Here is a 20,000-nt window from a genome sequence, read left to right as displayed (position 1 = left end):
TCCAATTTTAGTTTTATAACCTAGGTTGTCTTAATGCCGGCGCATGAAGAGCAGATGTCAGGAGGTCGCGCGCCAGGGCGTGCGCTTCCGCGCGCCCTGCTTTTGGCCATGATGTGCTCGACCGCGCTGCTCGCCGAATCGCGGCCGGCGGCGGCTTTCGAGCTTTTTGGCATCAAGCTGTGGGGATCGTCCAGCGACGAGGATGCCGACATCGTCGATCCGCTGCGCTATGCCGTCACCATCAATGCCCCCGACGCCGACAAGGATCTGGTCAAGAAGCTCGAAAACGCCTCGGCCCTGAAAAGTGACGAGGAGCGTCCGGTTTCCGGCTCACTCGGACTGATGGCCAAGGCACGCAGCGACCGCGAACAACTGGTCGCCGCGCTCTATGCCGACGCCCGCTACGAAGGCGTGGTCACCGTCACCATCGACGGCAAGCCGCTTGACGATTTGCCGCCGGATGCCGAATTCAAGGGGCCGCAGCCGGTTCCGGTGGCCATCGACATTGTCAGCGGGCCGAAATTCACTTTGGGCAATATCCACCTTGAGGGCGACGCAGCTGGGCTGATGAGCGCCGATTATGGCCTGATCGCCGGCGGCGACGCCGGTTCGGGCGCCGTGCTCAAGGCCGAGGCGCTGATCGTGCGGGCGCTGAAGGAGGAGGGCAGGCCGCTGGCCAAGGTGACGGACAGGCAGATCGTCGCCGACCACGCCACTTCGACGCTTGACGTGACGCTGACGGTCGCCGCCGGGCCGGTCGCCGGCTATGGCGACACCACTGTGGAAGGCACCGAGAAGGTCGATCGCGACTTCACCGAATACATGACCGGCCTCAAGCGTGGCCGGCAGTACTCGCCGCAAGAGATCAGCGACGCGCGCGACCGGCTGCTGGCGCTCGAGGTCTTCAACAGCGTGACGTTCAAGGAAGCCGACAAGCTCGATGCCGATGGCAACATTCCGATCGGCGTCCAGGTCAGCGAGCGCAAACCGCGCTATTTCGGCGTCGGCGGCACCTTCTCCAACACCGAGGGGCTGGGCCTGGAAGGCTATTGGGGCCACCGTAACCTGTTCGGGCGAGCCGAGAAGCTGCGCATCGACGGCAAGATCAGCGGCATCGGCAGCAATGATCTCAGCGAGCTCAACTACAATGCCGGCATCATGTTCGAAAAGCCCGGTGTGATCGGGCCGGCATCGAAGTTCTTCGCCAGCGTCAAGACCGTGCTCGAACATCCTGATGCCTATGACCATTTCTCGATCAAAGGCAGCACCGGCCTGTCCTACGAACTGACCAAGAAGCAGACTGTTTCGGCGGAAGTGGCGCTCGACTATTCCCGGATCCACGACGCCTTCGGCAAGCACAAATATCTGATCGCCAGCATTCCGCTGCAATATGTCTACGACAACAGAGACAACCGGCTGAACCCGACCAGCGGCTTCCGGGTGCTGGCCTATGCCGAGCCCAGCTACGACATTTTGAGCGGTGCTGCCTTCCTCAAGCTGAAGGGCGAGGGATCGGCCTATCAGTCGATGGATTCGGCTTCGAAGTTCGTACTGGCCGAACGTGTCGCCATCGGTTCGATCGTCGGCACCAGCCTCGAACACGTGCCGGCCGACCGGCGCTTCTATTCCGGCGGCGGCGGTTCGGTGCGTGGCTACGCCTATCAGGGCATCGGCCCCAAGGATTTCACCGGCCAGCCGATCGGCGGTCTGTCCTTCTTCGAAACCTCGGTCGAGATGCGTATCGCCATCACCGACACGATCGGCATCGTGCCGTTCGTCGATGCCGGCACCGTGTCGACCAAATCGATCCCCGATTTCTCCGACGTCAAGGTCGGCGCCGGCGTCGGCCTGCGCTATGTCACGCCGTTCGGGCCGCTGCGCATCGACGCGGCCGTGCCGCTCAACCGCGATCCGGGCGACCCGCATTTTGGCATCTATGCCGGCATCGGGCAGGCGTTCTGAGCGATGAAGACGGTCTGGCGCATCCTTCGTATTGTCCTCTACACGCTGCTCATTGTGGTCGCGGGAGCGATCGGCGCGCTGGTTGTGCTGACCAAGACCGAGCGCGGCCGCGACAATCTCGCCGGTATCATTTCGCGGCTGGCCTCGAGCGACGACCGCAAGATCACGATCAGCGGCATAGACGGCATCTGGTCCGGGGCCCTCAGTGTCGACCATGTCGTGCTGGAGGACCGCGATGGTGCCTGGCTGGTGGCCCGCAAGGTGGCCATCGACTGGTCGCCGCTGGCGCTGCTGTCGAAGAACTTCAGTGCCGACCGCATCGCGGCCGAGCGCATAGAACTCGCCCGGTTGCCGGTGGCCAGCACGCAACCAGCGCAGAGCAGCGGCACGACGACGCTGCCGGTTTCATTCGATATCAAGCAGATCGACCTGCCCGAGATCGCACTGGGGCGAGACCTTGCCGGCAGCGGCATCGCCGAACTTGCCGCCAAGGGGATGCTGAAGGCCGATGCCGCGCCGCTGGCGGTCGAGACGACGCTCAACGTCACCCGCCATGACGGCAAGCAAGGCAATGTCGACGCCAAAATCCATTTTGCGCCGGCAGACAACAGGCTCGACCTCGACCTGAAGGCCTCGGAGCCGGCAGGCGGCATCATCGCCAATCTGCTCAAGCTGCCCGATGCGCCACCGGTCGACATAATTGTCTCGGGCACGGGACCGCTCGCCAACTGGAACGGCATCGGCACGTTCACAGTCGACGGCAAGATCGTCACCCAGCTGACGGGCCGCCATCAGTTGACCGACAAGGGAAATCACATCGAGGCCAAGGGCGACGGCGATTTCGCCCGCTTCCTGCCGGAGAATTTGAAGCCGCTGTTTGCCGGCAAGACCAGCTTCGATGTCGCGGGTACAGCAACGACCGCCGGTGGTGTCAGTGTCGACCGGGCCAACGTCGACAGCGATGCGGTGCACGGCACCGCTACCGGCATCGTCGATCCTGCCGGCGCCAGCGATCTCTCGGTCGAACTCGCCGCCAAGGGCCCACCTGTGGTGATCAGCGTCGGCAGCAAGGCGCAGCCGATCACGCTGGCGATCAACAAAGCCACCGCCCGCGCCTTCGGCGACGGCAAGGCGCCGATCATCGACATCGGCGCGTCCTTCGTTTCGATCGTCGCCGGCGGCACGCGGCTGGACGATCTGGCGGCGCAGATCCATTCCGACGGTTTCGACATCCAGAACCGCGCCGGGCCGGTCACCGTCAAGCTGGAGGCGGGTGGTCTCAAGACCGACGTGGCGACGCTGGCGCCCTTGATCACCGGCAAGGTCGATGTCGCTCTGGCCGGATCGGTCAGCAAGGATGCCATTGCCATCGACCAGGGCACATTGCGCTCCGATGCGGTCAACGCCTCGCTGACAGCCACCGTGGCGCTTGCCGACCTGTCGATGCAGCTGAAGATGAACGCGGATGCCGTGGCGACGGCCTTTCCGCCGCAGATCGCCTCGGTGCTCGGCGCCCGGGTGAAATTCTCGGCCAGCGCGGCCCGCGATCCGCAGGGATCCTTCGCCGCCAATTCGATCGAGTTCACGTCCGGCACGCTCAGCGCCGCCGGCACGGCCAGCATGCAAGGCACCGACATCCAGGCCGACATCAAGGGCAAACTGGGCGATGTTTCGGTTCTGTCGCCGATGGTCGGCGTGCCGGTTGCCGGCGGTATCGACTTCGCGCTGTCGGCAAGCGGCGCGATGACGGCGCCGGATTTCACGGTCTCCGCCGACAGCGACAGCCTGACCGCCTCGGGCCGCACGGTGAAGACCATCAAGCTGACGGCGAGCGGCAAGGCCGACATTGCCAGCCCCGCAGCCAATGTCTCGCTGACCGGTACCGTCCACGACCAGCCGCTCGACATCAAGGCGGCGCTGGTGACGAGCGAAGGCAAGCGTTCGATCAATGGCTTCCTGGTCTCGCTGGGCGACAACAAGGTCTCGGGCGATCTCGCGCTGGACGACAAGTACATGCCGCTCGGCACGCTGACGCTCGACGCGCCCGCCATCGATCAGCTGGCCGCACTGGCCGGCCAGGCGGTGACGGGCGACATCGACGGCACCATCCGCTTTGCCAAGGAGGGCGACGCGCCCTCCGTCGCCATCGACGCGAAGAGCACGTCGATCGCGCGCGGCGAGGTGACGGCCAAGGCCATCACCGTCAATGCGCTCATTGCCAATTATATCAAGGCGCCGGCGATCGCTGGTTCGATCAAGGCCGACAGCGTCACCTCGGGGACCACCGAAATCGGTGGCATCGGCGTCGACCTGAAGCGCGACGGCGACTGGACCAATTTCACGGGCGGCGCCACCATAGCTGGCATTCCGGCAACCGCTGCCGGCCGGGTGAAGATCGCCGACGGCACGACGAGCGTCGAGATAGCCTCGGGCGCAGCCACTGTTCGCGGCATCAAGGCAGCAATCGCTCAAGTCTCGACGCTAAGCATCGCCAAAGGCACGGCCAGCATCGAAAGACTGGCGCTCGATATCGGCGGCGGTTCGGTGACGCTGTCGGGCACTGCCGGCCAGACGCTCGACCTCGCGGCGCAATTTTCGGCACTGCCGGCGGCGCTGGCCAATGATTTCTCGCCCGGCCTCGATGCCGTGGGCACGCTTGGCGGCACGGCGCAGGTGACCGGGTCGGCGGCCGCCCCCGACGTCCGTTTCAACGCGCAGCTGGCTGGCGTCGAAACCAGTCAGACCCGCCAGGCGGGGCTCGGGGCGCTGGCCGTCGACGCGGCAGGCAGCTACACCATGGCCGGCGGCGTTGTGCTCGATCAAGCGACGCTGACCGGCGACAAGATTTCCGGCAAGGCGACCGGCACCCTCAATCCGAACGGCGCCAGCGATTTTGCGCTCGATCTCATCTCATCCGGCCCCAGCCTGCCCCTGACTGTCGGCAGCGCCGAGAGCCCGGTCAAGATCGAGATCCAGTCCTTGTCGGCAAAGGTGGCGGGCGAGAGCACGCGGGCCCGCCTGGATGTGTCTGCGATCCTACCCTCGATCACCACCAGCCCGGCGAAGGTAGACGGGCTTGCCTTGGCATTGCATTCGGATGCGTTCGATCTCAAGAACCGTGCAGGGCCGGTTTCCGGCACGGTGTCGGTGGACAAGGTCGGTCTCGACAATCCCGCGATCGCACCGCTGATCGCTGGCAAGGTCACGGCCGCACTTAGTGCCCGGCTGACAGCCGACGCGGTCGCCATCGATAGCGGCTCTCTCAAGAGTGATGCGCTGAACAGCCAGGTCGCGGGCCAGGTGTCGCTGCGTGACGGCGCTATAGACCTCAACCTGAAGGCGGATGCCCCATCATCGGCCTTGCCGGCGGCGGCGCGCGGCATGCTTGGCGAACGCGCGCAGATCAGTGCCACGCTGAAGCGCGACCCCAACGGCAGTATCGATATAGGCGGATTGAAGCTGACCTCGGGCGCGCTGACTGCCGACGGGCAGGCGAGCCTTGCTGACAACAAGGTCGCCGCCGACATCAAGGGTGTGCTGAGCGACATCTCGCTGCTGTCGAAGGATGCCAAGGGCGCCATCGCCTTTGCGCTGAACGCACAGGGGCCAGCTGCGGCGCCCGATCTGTCACTGACGGTGGACAGCGACAGGCTGCTGGTGGCATCGCGCGAGATCACCGGGCTGAAGCTGACCGCCACCGGCAAGGCTGATGCCGCCAACCCGGCGGCGAATGTGCAGCTGACCGGCAATGTCGCCGGCCAGGCGCTGCAAGGTAGCGCGGTGCTGGCGACGGCGGACGGCAAGAGCGCCATCAACGGCCTGCTGCTGTCACTGGGCAAGAACAGGATTTCCGGCGATCTGGCGCTGGATGAGAAGTTCGTTCCAGTCGGCACGATCGCGCTGGACCTGCCCGATATTGGCCCGTTGGCGGCACTGGCGCTGGAAAAGGCCGAAGGCGACGTGCGCGGCACGATTGCTTTCTCGAAGAACGGCACCGCACCGCAGGTCGCCATCAAGGCGGCGACAGCATCGATTACGCGCGGCGACCTGCAGGCGAAAGCCGTCTCTATCGATGCACTGGTCGCCAACTATCTGGCAGTACCCGTGATCTCCGGAAAGATCCGCGCCAACACCGTCACGTCGGGCGGCACCGTGATCAGCGGCATCGATGTCGATTTGACGCGTGACGGTGACTGGACCGGCTTCTCCGGCGGCGCAACCGTCAAGGGCATTCCGGCGCAGGCCGCGGGCCGGGTGAAAGTGGCCAACGGCACGACAACCATCGAGCTTGCATCCGGCCAGGCGACCGTTCAGGGCATCAAGGCAGCCATTGCCCAGGCCTCGACCGTCAGCATCGCCAATGGCACGACGACGCTGGACCGGCTGGTGCTCAACCTTGGCGGCGGCACGGCGACGGTGACCGGCAAGGTCGGCACGGCGCTCGACATCAACGCGACGCTGGCGCGGGTGCCGATGTCGCTCGCCAACAGTTTCTCGCCGGGGCTCGACGCCGCCGGCTCGATTTCGGGCACGGTCAAGGTGACGGGTGCGCCGGCGAATCCCGCCGTCGCCTTCAACATCGATGCGGCCGGGGTGCAGACATCGCAGACCCGAGGTGCTGGTGTCGGTGCGGTCAGTGTTTCCTCGTCGGGCACCTTTGCCGGCAACAAGCTGACATTCAATGCCAATGTCAGCGATGGAGCCGGCCTCGGTCTCAAGGGCGGTGGTACCGTAACGACGGCAGGCACGCCGGCGCTGGCGCTCGACTTCAATGGCGCCGTGCCCTTCGGCCTGCTCAGCCAGAAGCTTGCCGCGCAAGGCTTGTCGCTATCGGGCACGGCCAATGTCAACGTGCAGGTGCGCGGTCCCGCGACATCGCCTGTCATCGGCGGCAGCGTGAGCACCTCCGGTGCGCGCCTGGTCGATGCGCGCTCGGGTCTCGCGGTCAACGATCTTGCCGCCGATGTCTCGATCGCCGGCGGCGTCGCCAGGATCAACCGGCTGACGGGAACGCTGTCGACGCGCGGCAGCCTGTCGGCCAGCGGCACGGTCGGGATCAACCCGGCGCAGGGTTTCCCGGCCGACCTGTCGATCAAGCTGGTCGACGGCCGCTATACGGACGGAAGGGTGGTGACCGCCAATCTCGGCGGCGACCTGACGATCAAGGGACCGCTGACATCCGCACCTGTCATTGCCGGCACCGTCAACCTTGCCAAGACCGTGATCACCGTTCCAGATAAATTGCCTGGCTCGCTGGCGGCGCTCGACGTCAAGCACAAGAACGCGCCAGGCGCGGTCAAGGCGCAGGACAAGGCACTGCGGCCGCCGACGACCAGCGGCAAGGGCGGCGGCACCGGCCTCGCGCTTGATGTCACGGTCAACGCGCCGAACCAGATCTTCATCCAGGGCAGGGGCGTCGATGCCGAACTCGGCGGCTCGCTCAAGCTGACCGGCCCGGCCTCGTCGCCGCAAGCGGTCGGCACCTTCACCCTGCAGCGCGGACGGCTGTCGATCCTCGGCAAGCGGCTGACCTTCACCGAAGGCACGGTCGGCTTCTCCGGCTCGCTGGTGCCCTATCTCAACCTGACGGCAACCACGACGACCACCAGCGCCACCGTCACCATCGTGGTGTCGGGCGAGGCGACCAATCCGAAATTCACCTTCTCCTCGGTGCCGGCATTGCCCGAGGACGAGGTGCTGGCGCAATTGATCTTTGGCCGCTCGATGTCGAACCTGTCGCCGTTGCAGATCGCCCAGCTCGCCGAAGCGGCCGGGCAACTGGCCGGCGTCGGCGGTTCGACCTCGCTGCTCGAGAATCTGCGCAGCGCCATCGGCGTCGACGATCTCGACGTCACCACCGACGACAAGGGCGGCACGGCGGTTTCGGCCGGAAAGTATCTCAACGACCGCACCTATGTGACGATCCAGAAGGGCGACAAGCCGGGCTCGGGCAAGGCGACGATCGACCTCAATGTCGGGCGCGGCGTCAAGCTGCGCGGCGAGGCCAACGATGCCGGCGAAGCCAAGGGCGGCATCTTCTACGAGAAGGAATACTGATACTTAAGCGGAATTTTTGGCCCCATGGTGGCTCGATGCTGGCGCTGTCCGAGCCCCAGTAAATGTCTCAGTTTAATCGACTATCGAGATTCCAGAGGAATCCGGCGGGCAGTAGCAATTTTGCGCCAAGACTGTCGTTATCACGCGAACCGCTCCCTCTTCAAAGTTGCACATTCCCTAACATGTTCCCAATCCATGTCGTCTTTGACATCATGGCCTGGATGCGGAATGTTAAAAGGCGGAAAGCCAACAATGGGAGTTAAGTCATGACAATTTACAAGAGTAACGGCGATCGCGTTCCGGACCACATCCTGGCCATGGCCGAAGAAGCCAAGGCAGGCAAGGTCGATCGCCGCGAATTCCTGGCCATGGCCAGCGTCTTCGGTGCGTCGACGGCAATGGCTTACGGCTTGCTCGGCCTCGCCGATCCGACGCCGGCGAAGGCCGAAGAGGTGAAGGGCAAGAAGGGCGGCACGCTGAAGATCGCCCAGTGGATCAAGGATCCCAAGGACCCGCGCAAGGCCGACTGGTCTGAAATCGCCAATGCCGAGCGCCAGGCGCTCGAGCCGTTGGTCAAGTACACATCCGAATACACGTTCCGCCCCTATCTGCTGGAGAGCTGGGACGTCAACGACGACGCCACGCAGTACACGCTGCACGTGCGCAAGGGCGTCACCTGGTCGAATGGCGATGCCTTCACCGCCGCCGACGTCGTCTTCAACCTCAAGCGTTGGGCCGACAAGAAAGCCGAAGGCAATTCGATGCCTGGCCGTCTCGGCTCGCTGGTCAAGGACGACAAGCTCGACGAAAGCGCCGTGACCATGCCTGACGATCACACGGTGGTGCTGAAGCTCACCAAGCCTGACATCGCGCTGATCCCGAACATGTGCGACTACCCCGGCCTGATCGTCCACAAGAGCTTCGACGAGAAGGGCGGCGATTTCAAATCCTGCCCGATCGGCACCGGCCCGTTCGAACTCGTCTCCTACGATGTCGGCCAGAAAGTGGTCTATAAGCGCCGCACCGACGACAAGTGGTGGGACGGCGAAGTGTTCCTCGATGGCCTGGAATTCATCGACTACGGCACCGATCCGGCGGCCATGGTCAGTGCTTTCGAAGCCGGCGAAGTGCACACCAATTTCGAGACCTCGGCCGACTACGTGTCGATCCTCGACGGCATGGACCTGGTCAAGTCGGAGATCGTCACGGCGTCGACCATCGTCTGCCGCACCAACGTCAACAACAAGCCCTATGGCGACCAAAAGGTGCGCAACGCGCTGCAGCTTGGCGTCGACAACAATGTCGTCCTCCAGCTTGGCTACGGCAATGCCGGCTCGGTCGCCGAAAACCACCATGTCTGCTCGATCCATCCGGAATATTACGAGCTGCCCAAGATTGCCCGTGATCCGGCCAAGGCGAAGGCGCTGATGGCGGAAGCCGGCCAGGCCGACTTCGAACACGAGCTGATCACCGTCGACGAGGATTGGCACAAGAACACCGGCGATGCGATCGCCGCCCAGCTGCGCGACGCCGGTATCAAGGTTAAGCGCACCGTTCTGCCGGGTTCGACGTTCTGGAACGACTGGACGAAGTATCCGCTGTCGATGACCAACTGGAACATGCGCCCCCTCGGCGTTCAGGTCCTGGCCATCGCCTACCGCACCGGCGAGGCCTGGAATGAGGCCGGCTGGTCGAATCCGGACTGGGATGCCAAGCTCAATGCGGCGCTCGCCGTTGCAGACGCCGCCAAGCGCAAGGAAATGATGAAGGACATCGAGCAGATCCTGCAGGATTCCGGCATCCTGATCCAGCCGTACTGGCGCAAGCTCTACAGCCACTCGGTCAAGGCGGTGCAGAACTACAAGATGCACCCGACCTTCGAGCGCGACTACGGCAAGGTCTGGCTCGACCAGGCTTGATCGCATCGACATGGGGAAGGGGCGTCGCCCCTTTCCCTCGCCCGTTGCATCGTCCGTCCCTGTTGGTCCGCGCTTTCTCAAAAAAGTTGCGGACTCGCGGGCAAGGTCATGCAACAAAAACAGGGTTGATCGCATCCGAAGGCCTGTTTGACAGCCAGCCCCGCCGGTCACGGCAGGGTTGGTTTTCATAGCCGGCTCAAACCCCAACCCATCGGCAGGGGGCCGCCATGCTTTCCTTCGTTATCAGGCGTCTTGGCACCATGGCATTGACGATGCTGTGCCTGACCATGGTCGTCTTCTTCCTGATCAACCTCGAACCCAATCTGAAGAAGCTGGCGATCAGCCAGACCGAAATGCACACGTCGGCCGAGCAGCTCGAGAGCTGGCTGGTCAACCATGGCTACCGGCAGAACTTCTTTGTCCGCTATGGGCAGTGGCTGGGCCTCGTGCCCAAGCAGCCGGTGACCGACCCGGCGACCGGCAAGCCGGCGCAGCGTTTCTCCTTCTGCAACGACCCGCTCGTGTCGACCTTCTCCGGTGTTCTCGAAGGCGACTTCGGCTGCTCGACCAAGTTCAAGGCAACCGTCGCCTCGAAACTGTTTCCCGCGCTCGGCGCCACCGGCATCCTGATGTTCTGGGTGCTGGCGGTGATGGTGCCGATCTCGCTGCTGATCGGCATTCTCGCCGGCATGCGCGAGGGGTCGCGAACCGACCGCGTGCTGTCGGTGGCCTCGATCGCCTCGACGGCGACGCCTGAATATGTGTCGGGCGTCATCTTCACCGTCATCTTCGCCTCATGGCTCGGCTGGCTGAACGGCTCGGCGGCCTCGGCCAGCCAGGGCATCACTTTCTACAATTTCACGCTTCCGGTGATGACGCTGGCGATCTACGGCATCGGCTACATCGCCCGCATGACGCGCGCTTCGATGGTCGAAGTGATGACGCAGCAATATATCCGCACCGCTCGATTGAAGGGTCTCTCCTTCGGCAGCGTGGTGGTCAAACATGCGTTGCGCAACGCGCTGATCGCGCCGTTCACCGTCATCATGCTGCAGTTTCCCTGGCTGCTCACCGGCGTCGTCATCGTCGAGGTGATGTTCCGCTACCAGGGGTTCGGCTACACGCTGGTCGAGGCGGCCGGTAACAACGACATCGACCTTTTGCTCGGCTGCTCGCTGGTCTCGGTGTTCATCGTCTTGATCACGCAGCTCATTTCGGATGTCGGCTACGCGTTTCTCAATCCGCGTATCAGAGTTCAGTAGGGGGCGAAGCGGATGCCGGTTCAATATATCAGTGGCTTCACCGTCGTTCTCGAAGTGCTGTCGCGCTTCTGGCCGGTCTGGATCGCGCTCGTCATCGTCATGGGGACGAGCTTCGCCTACAAGAAGAAGCTGGCGCTCTACGGCCAGCTCTTCGACAGCGGCGTCGGTATCGTCGGCGTCGGCATCTGTCTGTTCTGGCTGTTCACGGCGATCTTCGCCGCGACCATCTCGCCCTTCGATCCGCTGGCCCAGATTCCCATCATGAAGGATGTGCTGCCGGGCGCCGTCGAACCGCAATCGGGGCTGACCTATCTGTTCGGCGGCGACAAGCTGGCGCGCGACGTGTTTTCGCGCATGGTCTATGGCAGCCAGATCGTGCTGATCATCGCGCCTGCCGCAACCGGCTTCGCGCTGATGGTCGGCATCACGCTCGGCCTGCCCGCGGGCTATTACGGCGGCAAGATCGACACCGTGCTGTCGTTCCTGGCCAACCTTGTGCTCGCCTTCCCGGTGATCCTGCTGTTCTACCTGCTGGTGACGCCGGGCATCATGGACACGCCGATCCCCTATGGCATGGCCGGCGTCTTCTTCCTGTTCCCGATCATCTTCTTCAGCGTGCTGTTCTGGACGCGCTACAAGAACCGGCCCGACCGACTCTACATCCTGCTCGGCATCACCCTGATCCTCGGCGGCTGGATCTACCTCGGCCTTGTGTTCGACAGGGACCCGCTGCACATCGTCCATATCGATCCCAACCAGCTCAACATCTTCGTGGCGGTGGTGTTCGCCTCCAGCCCCGGCGTGTTCCGCATCGTGCGTGGCCTGGTGATGGACATCAAGACGCGCGACTATGTGGCGGCGGCGCAGACGCGCGGTGAATCGCCCTGGTACATCATGCTGTGGGAGATCCTGCCCAATGCGCGCGGTCCGCTGATCGTCGATGCCTGCCTGCGTATCGGCTACACCACGATCCTGCTCGGCACGCTCGGTTATTTCGGCCTTGGCCTGGCGCCGGAAAGTCCAGACTGGGGCACCGCGATCAAGGACGCGAGCCGCCTGCTGCGTTCCTTCATCCATCCGGCGCTGCCGCCGACGATCGCGCTGATGTCGTTCGTGCTGGGCTTGAACCTGCTCGCCGACTCGCTGCGCGAACAATCGATGAAAGATTGATTGACGGGCTTCGGCCCGCATCTGGTAAAATTGGATTGGAGCGACCCATGAACGAGGCAGTTCGAAATCCCGCCAAGCCGGCCAATGGGCCTATCATCGAGATCGAGAACCTGTCGATCTCCTTCTTCACCCGCAAGGGCGAGATCCCGGCCGTCATGGATTTTTCCTGCACTGTGATGCCGGGCGAGGCGATGGGTATCGTCGGCGAATCCGGCTGCGGCAAGTCGACCGTGTCGCTCGGCATCATGCGCGACCTGTCCAACATCGGGAAGATCGTCGGCGGCAAGATCAAGTTCCAGGGCAAGGACATGGGCGAGCTCTCCGACGAGGAGTTGCGCTCCATTCGCGGCAACAAGATCGCGATGATCTACCAGGAGCCGATGGCGAGCCTCAACCCGGCGATGAAGGTCGGCCAGCAATTGATGGAAGTGCCGCTGATCCACGACAAGGTGTCGAAGGAAGAGGCCTACAAGCGCGCACTCGACATGGTGCGCTCGGTCAAGCTGCCCGATCCCGAGCGCATGATGCGCTCCTATCCGCACCAGCTTTCGGGTGGCCAGCAGCAGCGCATCGTCATTGCCATGGCGCTGCTGTCGAAGCCGGCGCTGCTTTTGCTCGACGAGCCGACGACGGCGCTCGACGTGACGGTCGAGGCGGGCATTGTCGACCTGGTCAAGGGGCTCGGCGAAAAGTTCGGCACATCGATGATCTTTGTCTCGCACAATCTCGGCCTGATCCTGGAAACCTGCGACCGCATCACGGTGATGTATTCGGGCGAAGCGGTCGAGACCGGCAAGATCAAGGACGTGTTCGACCGGATGCGCCATCCCTATACGCAAGGGCTGTTCCGCTCGATCCCGCTGCCGGGCGCCGATAAGAATTCACGGCCGCTGATCTCCATCCCCGGACAATTGCCGCTGCCGCATGAGCGGCCCAAGGGCTGCAATTTCGGCCCGCGCTGCCACCATTTCGTCGAGGGCGTCTGCAACGCCGCCGAAATCCCGATGATCGAGGTCGCTGGGCACGAAGGCCATTTCTCGCGCTGCGTGCGCTTCAACGAGATCGACTGGGAAGCGCTGCCGCCCGGCGCCAAGAAAGTCAATGAGCGCGTCGTGCCCGGCGCACCGGTGCTCAAGATCGAAGACCTCAGAAAATACTACAAGGTCGGCGGCAGCGAGGTGTTCGGCTCGAGCGAGGGCCGCGTCGTCAAGGCCAACGAGACGATCTCGTTCATGGCGCGCGAATCCGAGACAGTCGCCATCGTCGGCGAATCCGGCTGCGGAAAGTCGACGCTGGCCAAGGTGCTGCTCGGGCTGGAGACGGCAAGTGCCGGCACGGTGACGCTGGGCAATAAGGAAATCCAGTCGACCGGTATCGAGAAACGCAGCGTTGAAACCGTATCGTCGATACAGATGGTGTTCCAGAACCCGTTCGACACGCTCAATCCCAGCCATTCGGTCGGTTCGCAGATCATCCGTACGCTGGAGAAGTTCAATGTCGGCAAGACGGTTGCCGATCGCCGCAAGCGCATGCTGGAACTGCTCGACCTGGTGAAGCTGCCAAGGGCGTTCGAGACCCGCAAGCCGCGCCAGCTTTCGGGCGGCCAGAAGCAGCGCATCGGCGTGGCGCGGGCCTTTGCCGGCGACGCCAAGGTGGTGGTGGCCGATGAGCCGGTGTCGGCGCTCGACGTGTCGGTGCAGGCGGCGGTGACCGAACTGCTGATGGACATCCAGCGCAAGAACAAGACGACGATGCTGTTCATCAGCCACGATCTGTCCGTCGTGCGCTACATCGCCGACCGCGTCGTCGTCATGTATCTCGGCTATATCGTCGAGCAAGGCACGACCGACCAGATCTTCGCGCCGCCCTATCACCCCTATACCGAGGCACTGCTGTCGGCGATCCCGATCGCCGACACCAGCGTGGTGAAGCGCCACATCGTGCTGGAAGGCGACATCCCGTCGGCGATGAACCCGCCCTCGGGCTGTCCGTTCCAGACCCGCTGCGGCTACAAGAAGCTGGTGCCGGACAATCTGTGCGAGACCAAGGTGCCGCCGGTCAAGCATCTCGGCGACGGCCATATGAGCCTGTGCTGGCTCTCCGACGACGTGTTGGCCAAGATGGAGCCGGTGATCAAGTTCGACAAGGAACACGCGGCAAATGAGGGTGTGCCGGAAGACGCGCCGCATGTGACGGATACAGGCCCGACTGCCACCCCACCGAAGCGTCCGCGCGGCAAAAAGCCGAGCTGACGGTCGGAAGGTCGAGATCAGTGATGCGGAGCGTTCAGTTGCCGCACTCACTCAGTTGCTGCGCATAGTCCCGCGACATCTTTTCGGTGGCGCGGGCATAGCCCTGCACTCCGGCGTCGCCGCGGTTGCCGCGGCCATAGGCGGTCCAGCCGAGATAGTAGGCAAGGTAGAGATTGTAGGTGTCGTTGCGGGCGACGCCGTACGTGTCAGCGGTCTTGGAATGATACCAGCCGACGAAATCGACCGCATCGGCGAATTTCGTCCGCCGCGCTGCCCAGTTGCCGGTCTCGCGCTGATATTGCGACCAGGTGCCGTCCAGTGCCTGCGAGAAGCCGGTGGCCGTCGAGACATGCTTCCACGGAATGAAGCCGAGCAGCTTGGTGCGTGGCGGCCGGGCATTGCTCTTGAAGCCGGATTCCTTGCGCACCGTTGCCATCAGCACGGGAACGGGGATGCTGTATTTCTGCTGGGTGCGCTCGGCGGCCGACTGCCAGTTGTCGAACCAGCCGTCATTCTGGTCGAAGACGGCGCAGACATTGTTGATGTGATTGGGCGGCGTGGCGCAGGCTGAAAGCGCCAGGAGCACGCAAACCGCACCAATTTTACTAAAACTCGAACTACGCATTGGCAGAGCAATAGGCCGAAATCATAAAGGGAATCTTGCAGCGTCCGTTAACGCTTGGCCGGAGCAGTCCCTTCAGGAAATCCCGCGCCCGCAATCCGACATATTTTGTCGCTTTTTCTAAACAGATATTGCAGAAATGCCGCCGTGGCTAAAATCACGCCCGCAAACGGCGTATTTCTGACAGCTTGCCTGGTTTGCCGGGGCTTTGATGCCAGGCATGAACGAACCAAGACGCAAACGCGGCGCCGAGCGCACCAGCAACAGGGGCCCGTCGGCCATCCCGCAACTGCCGCTCAGGCGGGTGACAAATCCCTATCCGCCGATGGCCATGCTCTCGCCCGACCAGATCGAGCAGATCCACCAGGCTTCGATGCACATCTTGGAGAATTTCGGCATCGAGGTGATGAGCCCGCGGGCGCTGTGGCTGTTCGAGAAGGCAGGCGCCAGCGTCGATCATGCCTCGGCGAATGTCCGTATTGATCGCGGCCTGGTCGAAGACGCGCTGAAGACCACCCAGTCCAGCTATGTATTGACGCCGCGCAACCCGGCCAACGCGGTTCATCTCGGCGGCAACACCATCAATTTCACGCTCGTTGCCGGGCCGCCCAATGTGCACGACATGGAGCGCGGCCGCCGCGCCGGCAATTTGCGCGATTATTCGGATCTCACCCGGCTGGCGCAGCATTTCAACTGCATCCACATGCTCGGCAACCAGGTCTGCGCGCCGGTGGAACTGCCGGCCAACTCCCGCCATCTCGACACCTATTTCACCAACCTGACGCTCACCGACAAGAGTTTCCATGTCTCGGCGATCGGCCGGGGCAGGGCACTGGACGGCATCGAGATGATGGCCATCGCACGTGGGCTGACGCTCGACCAGATGCGCGACGATCCCGGCATCACCACCATCATCTCGGTCAACTCACCGCGCCGCTTCGACGAGATGATGGCCGAAGGGCTGATGACGATGGCCGAGTTCGGCCAGTCGGTGGCGGTGACGCCGTTCACGCTGATGGGAGCGATGAGCCCGGTGACGCTGGCCGGGGCGCTGGCGCAGCAGAATGCCGAGGCGCTGTTCGGCGTCGTGCTGACGCAGCTGGTGCGGCCCGGCGCGCCGGTGATGTATGGCGCCTTCACCTCCAATGTCGACATGAAGTCGGGCGCGCCGGCCTTCGGCACGCCCGAGAATACCAAGGCCAACATAGCGTCGGGGCAACTGGCGCGGCGCTACGGGCTTCCGTACCGCACGACGCCGGGCTCGGCTTCCAACGCCGCCGATGCGCAAGGCGCCTATGAGACGCTGATGGCGCTGTGGGGCGCGGTGCTCGGCCATGGCAATCTCGTCTACCACGCCGCCGGCTGGCAGGAGGGCGGGCTGACGGCGTCGTTCGAAAAACTCATCATCGACGTCGAGATGATCCAGCACATGATGGAGTTTCTGCGCCCGATCGAGGTCAACGAGGCGGAACTTGCCGTCGAGGCGCTGGGCGCCGTGCCGACCGGCGGGCATTTCTTCGGCGAACCGCACACGCTGGAGCGCTACGCCACCGCCTTCTACCAGCCGATGCTGTCCAACTGGCAGAATTACGAGGCCTGGCAGGAGGCCGGCGGGCTCGACGCCACGGCGCGCGCGACGCGACTGTGGAAGAAGGCGCTGGAGGACTATGTCGAGCCGGTGATGGATATCGCCGTGCGCGAGGCGCTGGAGGCTTACATGGCCAAGCGCAAGGAAGCGATCGGGCAGGGCGAGCCGTGATGCCTCGCAGCTTGAATCCATTCACCCATCCAACTCACTGATATCAGAGAAGAATCCATGAAATCGCATGCGAAGGTCGTGGTCATTGGCGGTGGCGTCGTCGGGTGCTCCGTGCTGTTCCATCTTGCCCGCCATGGTTGGACCGATGTTGTCCTGCTGGAGCGCGACGAACTGACATCCGGCTCGACCTGGCACGCGGCCGGCGGCATGCACACCATCAACGGTGACCCCAACGTCGCCAAGCTGCAGAAATACACGATTAGCCTCTACAAGGAGATCGAGGAGCTTTCCGGCCAGGCGACCGGCGTGCATCTGACCGGAGGTGTGCTGCTGGCGGCGACCGAGGCGCGGCTCGACTGGCTGCGCGGTGTTGTTGCCAAGGGCCGCTATCTCGGCATCGAGCTCGAGGAGATCTCACCCAACGAAGCGGCCGAACTCATGCCGCTGCTCGATCCCAAGCAGTTCGTTGGCGCCGTCAGGAACAAGGAGGACGGCCATCTCGATCCGTCGGGCGTCACCCATGCCTATGCCAAGGCCGCACGGAAGTTGGGCGCCGAGGTCGAGCGCTTCACCAAGGTCGAGGACATCGTGCGGCGCGCCGACGGGCTGTGGCGGGTCATCACCAACAAGGGCGAGGTGGTGGCCGAGCATGTCGTCAATGCCGGCGGCCTGTGGGCACGCGAGGTCGGCCGCATGGTTGGCCTCGAACTGCCAGTGCTGGCGATGGAGCACATGTACCTGATCACCGAGGATATGCCGGAGGTAGCCGCCTGGAACGCCAAGACCGGCACGGAGATCATCCACGCGGTCGATTTCGACGGCGAGCTCTATCTGCGCCAGGAGCGCGGCGGCATGCTGATGGGCACCTATGAGAAGGCCAACAAGCCGTGGTCCGAATACCAGACGCCGTGGAATTTCGGCCATGAATTGCTGGCGCCCGACATCGACCGCATCGCGCCGTCGCTGGAGGTTGGGTTCCGGCATTTCCCGGCCTTCCAGAACACCGGCATCAAGCAGATCATCAACGGCCCTTTCACCTTCGCGCCGGACGGCAACCCGCTGGTCGGGCCGGTGCGCGGGCTGCCTGGATTCTGGGTCGCCTGCGGCGTCATGGCCGGTTTTTCGCAGGGCGGCGGCGTCGGCCTGGCGCTGTCCAACTGGATGATCGAGGGCGATCCCGGCGCCGACATCTGGGCGATGGATGTCGCGCGCTACGGCGACTGGGCGACGATGGCCTACACCAACGCCAAGGTGCGCGAGAATTATTCCAGACGCTTTTCGATCCGCTTCCCCAATGAGGAGCTGCCCGCCGGGCGGCCGCTGAAGACGACGCCGATCTACGACCTGCTGTCGGCCAAGGGTGCGCAATGGGGCGTTGCTTACGGGCTGGAGGTGCCGCTCTGGTACGCGCCGGAGGGCGTCAAGGACGAGTTCTCCTGGCGTCGCTCGAGCGACTTCACCCAGGTCGCCAAGGAGGTTGCGACCGTTCGTGACGGCGTCGGCCTGTCCGAGATTTCGAGCTTCGCCAAATACAAGGTGACGGGCGAGGGGGCGGCCGCCTGGCTCGACCGGATGCTTGCCTGCAAGCTGCCGAAGCCCGGCCGCATGACGCTGGCGCCTATGCTGAAGGAAGATGGCAGGCTGATCGGCGACTTCACGCTGGCCAATCTTGCCCCTCTTGATCGAGATGGGGAAGGCTGGTTCCTCGCCGGTTCGGGCATCGCTGAGCAATACCATATGCGCTGGTTCGAAAAGCACCTGCCTGATGATGGTTCGGTGCGCATCGAGGCACTGGGCGCGAAGCTCACCGGCCTGTCGATCGCCGGGCCGAAGGCGCGCGATGTGCTGGCAAAGGCCACACGCTCGGATGTCTCCAATACGGCATTTCCATTCATGGCCATTGGCAGGATGGATATCGGCATGGCGCCGTGCCTGGTCGGCCGCGTCAGCTACACCGGCGATCTCGGCTACGAGATGTGGGTAGCGCCGGAGTATCAGCGCGCCGCCTTCCAGGCCCTGATGGCTGCGGGCGAGGAATTCGGCATCGGCCTGTTCGGCTCGCGTGCGCTCAACGCGCTGCGGCTGGAGAAGAACTACGGCTCATGGGCGCGCGAATACCGGCCGATCTACGGGCCGCTGGAAGCCGGGCTCGACCGCTTCGTCGCCTATGGCAAGGACGCCGACTTCATCGGCAAGGCCGCGGCTCTCGCCGAGCGCAAGCAGGGCGGCAAATTGCGCCTGCGTGCCTTCATCGTCGAGGCCGACGACGCCGATGTCATCGGCGACGAGCCGATCTGGTTCGATGGTGCGGTGCGCGGCTGGGTGACCTCGGGCGGCTATGCGCATCACTCGAAGAAATCCGTCGCCGTCGGCTACGTGCCGAAGGAGATCGCCGATGAGAGCGACGGCTTCGAGATCGAGTTGCTGGGCAAACGCCATGCGGCGCGCATGCAGCCGGCGCCGCTGTTCGACGCCAATTTCGAAAGGATGCGCGCCTGAAGCCTAGGCGCGCATTATTCAAATTATCAAGGTGCTACGTGCTGCGGCGGTTGTCCAGCGCGAAGGCGCCGGCGCCGGCAAAGAACAGATAAAGGAAGATGAAGCAGAACGAGATTGCCAAATCGCCGCCGTTGTTGACCGGGAAGAAGTCGCGCGGCATGTGCGCCATGAAATACGCGATCGCCATTTCGCCGGCCAGAAGGAACGCGACAGGCCGGGTGAACAGGCCCAGCGCCAGCAGAATGCCGCCGGCGAATTCGAGAATTCCAGCGGCGATCGTCAACCCAGTGAGCGCATGGGGTTGGTCGCTGACAGGAAAATTGAACAATTTCTGGGTGCCGTGTTCGATGAATTGCAGCGCGGTCACGATGCGCAGCACGCCCAGGGCTTGCGGCTGGTATTTGGCGAGGCTTTCGAAAAGCTTCATCTAAAACTCCGTTTAGCCTCGCGGACCGGCCATAGATTATCGCCCGGAAATGGACCATTCACTTCCCATGG

At 63.7% G+C, this 20,000-nt stretch carries 10 protein-coding genes; 8 read left to right on the top strand and 2 right to left on the bottom strand.

Translation table 11 applies throughout. From position 1 onward, the window contains the following. The first annotated feature begins 33 nt into the window (after nt 1-33). The 6 genes from EJ076_RS24910 (at nt 34) to EJ076_RS24885 (ending at nt 14,622) form a co-directional block, all read left to right on the top strand. Nucleotides 34-1,962, top strand: coding sequence for an autotransporter assembly complex family protein (locus EJ076_RS24910; RefSeq protein ID WP_109668427.1), 1,929 nt, complete (start codon nt 34-36; stop codon nt 1,960-1,962). A gap of 3 nt (nt 1,963-1,965) precedes the next feature. After that, the gene (locus tag EJ076_RS24905) at nt 1,966-8,019 is read left to right on the top strand and encodes a translocation/assembly module TamB domain-containing protein (protein WP_126069614.1); all 6,054 of its coding nucleotides are present in this window, start codon (nt 1,966-1,968) and stop codon (nt 8,017-8,019) included. A gap of 266 nt (nt 8,020-8,285) precedes the next feature. Next, nucleotides 8,286-9,938, top strand: coding sequence for an ABC transporter substrate-binding protein (locus EJ076_RS24900; RefSeq protein ID WP_109668422.1), 1,653 nt, complete (start codon nt 8,286-8,288; stop codon nt 9,936-9,938). Between the two features lie 227 nt (nt 9,939-10,165). Further along, nucleotides 10,166-11,200, top strand: coding sequence for an ABC transporter permease (locus EJ076_RS24895; RefSeq protein WP_109668419.1), 1,035 nt, complete (start codon nt 10,166-10,168; stop codon nt 11,198-11,200). Between the two features lie 12 nt (nt 11,201-11,212). Beyond that, nucleotides 11,213-12,370 carry an ABC transporter permease gene (locus EJ076_RS24890; RefSeq protein WP_109668417.1) on the top strand — a complete coding sequence of 386 codons (1,158 nt, stop codon included), beginning with the start codon at nt 11,213-11,215 and terminating at the stop codon, nt 12,368-12,370. A gap of 47 nt (nt 12,371-12,417) precedes the next feature. Beyond that, nucleotides 12,418-14,622 (top strand): ABC transporter ATP-binding protein, encoded by a 2,205-nt coding sequence (locus EJ076_RS24885; protein ID WP_109668415.1) that lies wholly within the window; start codon nt 12,418-12,420, stop codon nt 14,620-14,622. A 34-nt stretch (nt 14,623-14,656) separates the two neighbouring features. Here the strand turns inward: EJ076_RS24885 and EJ076_RS24880 are convergent, their stop codons facing one another. After that, the gene (locus tag EJ076_RS24880) at nt 14,657-15,247 is read right to left on the bottom strand and encodes a transglycosylase SLT domain-containing protein (protein WP_126069613.1); all 591 of its coding nucleotides are present in this window, start codon (nt 15,245-15,247) and stop codon (nt 14,657-14,659) included. Between the two features lie 217 nt (nt 15,248-15,464). On the opposite strand from EJ076_RS24880, the gene EJ076_RS24875 reads away from it, so the two are divergent. Together EJ076_RS24875 and EJ076_RS24870 are read left to right on the top strand one after the other, a co-directional pair. After that, nucleotides 15,465-17,003, top strand: coding sequence for a trimethylamine methyltransferase family protein (locus tag EJ076_RS24875; RefSeq protein WP_164548722.1), 1,539 nt, complete (start codon nt 15,465-15,467; stop codon nt 17,001-17,003). A 57-nt stretch (nt 17,004-17,060) separates the two neighbouring features. Further along, complete coding sequence (locus EJ076_RS24870; protein WP_109668409.1) at nt 17,061-19,502, top strand: FAD-dependent oxidoreductase; 2,442 nt, start codon at nt 17,061-17,063, stop codon at nt 19,500-19,502. A gap of 34 nt (nt 19,503-19,536) precedes the next feature. Here the strand turns inward: EJ076_RS24870 and EJ076_RS24865 are convergent, their stop codons facing one another. Continuing rightward, nucleotides 19,537-19,929, bottom strand: coding sequence for a DoxX family protein (locus EJ076_RS24865; RefSeq protein WP_126069611.1), 393 nt, complete (start codon nt 19,927-19,929; stop codon nt 19,537-19,539). Between the last annotated feature and the right edge of the window lie 71 nt (nt 19,930-20,000).

It is taken from the genome of Mesorhizobium sp. M7D.F.Ca.US.005.01.1.1, assembly GCF_003952545.1.
Taxonomy (GTDB): domain Bacteria; phylum Pseudomonadota; class Alphaproteobacteria; order Rhizobiales; family Rhizobiaceae; genus Mesorhizobium; species Mesorhizobium loti.
This window is presented reverse-complemented; position numbering and strand designations above follow the sequence as displayed.

Coding starts and splice junctions, on each gene's coding strand:
- EJ076_RS24870 (WP_109668409.1), top strand. CDS start 17,061: ATGAAATCGCATGCGAAGGTCGTGGTCATTGGCGGTGGCGTCGTCGGG.
- EJ076_RS24865 (WP_126069611.1), bottom strand. CDS start 19,929: ATGAAGCTTTTCGAAAGCCTCGCCAAATACCAGCCGCAAGCCCTGGGC.
- EJ076_RS24885 (WP_109668415.1), top strand. CDS start 12,418: ATGAACGAGGCAGTTCGAAATCCCGCCAAGCCGGCCAATGGGCCTATC.
- EJ076_RS24895 (WP_109668419.1), top strand. CDS start 10,166: ATGCTTTCCTTCGTTATCAGGCGTCTTGGCACCATGGCATTGACGATG.
- EJ076_RS24910 (WP_109668427.1), top strand. CDS start 34: ATGCCGGCGCATGAAGAGCAGATGTCAGGAGGTCGCGCGCCAGGGCGT.
- EJ076_RS24900 (WP_109668422.1), top strand. CDS start 8,286: ATGACAATTTACAAGAGTAACGGCGATCGCGTTCCGGACCACATCCTG.
- EJ076_RS24905 (WP_126069614.1), top strand. CDS start 1,966: ATGAAGACGGTCTGGCGCATCCTTCGTATTGTCCTCTACACGCTGCTC.
- EJ076_RS24880 (WP_126069613.1), bottom strand. CDS start 15,247: ATGCGTAGTTCGAGTTTTAGTAAAATTGGTGCGGTTTGCGTGCTCCTG.
- EJ076_RS24890 (WP_109668417.1), top strand. CDS start 11,213: ATGCCGGTTCAATATATCAGTGGCTTCACCGTCGTTCTCGAAGTGCTG.
- EJ076_RS24875 (WP_164548722.1), top strand. CDS start 15,465: ATGAACGAACCAAGACGCAAACGCGGCGCCGAGCGCACCAGCAACAGG.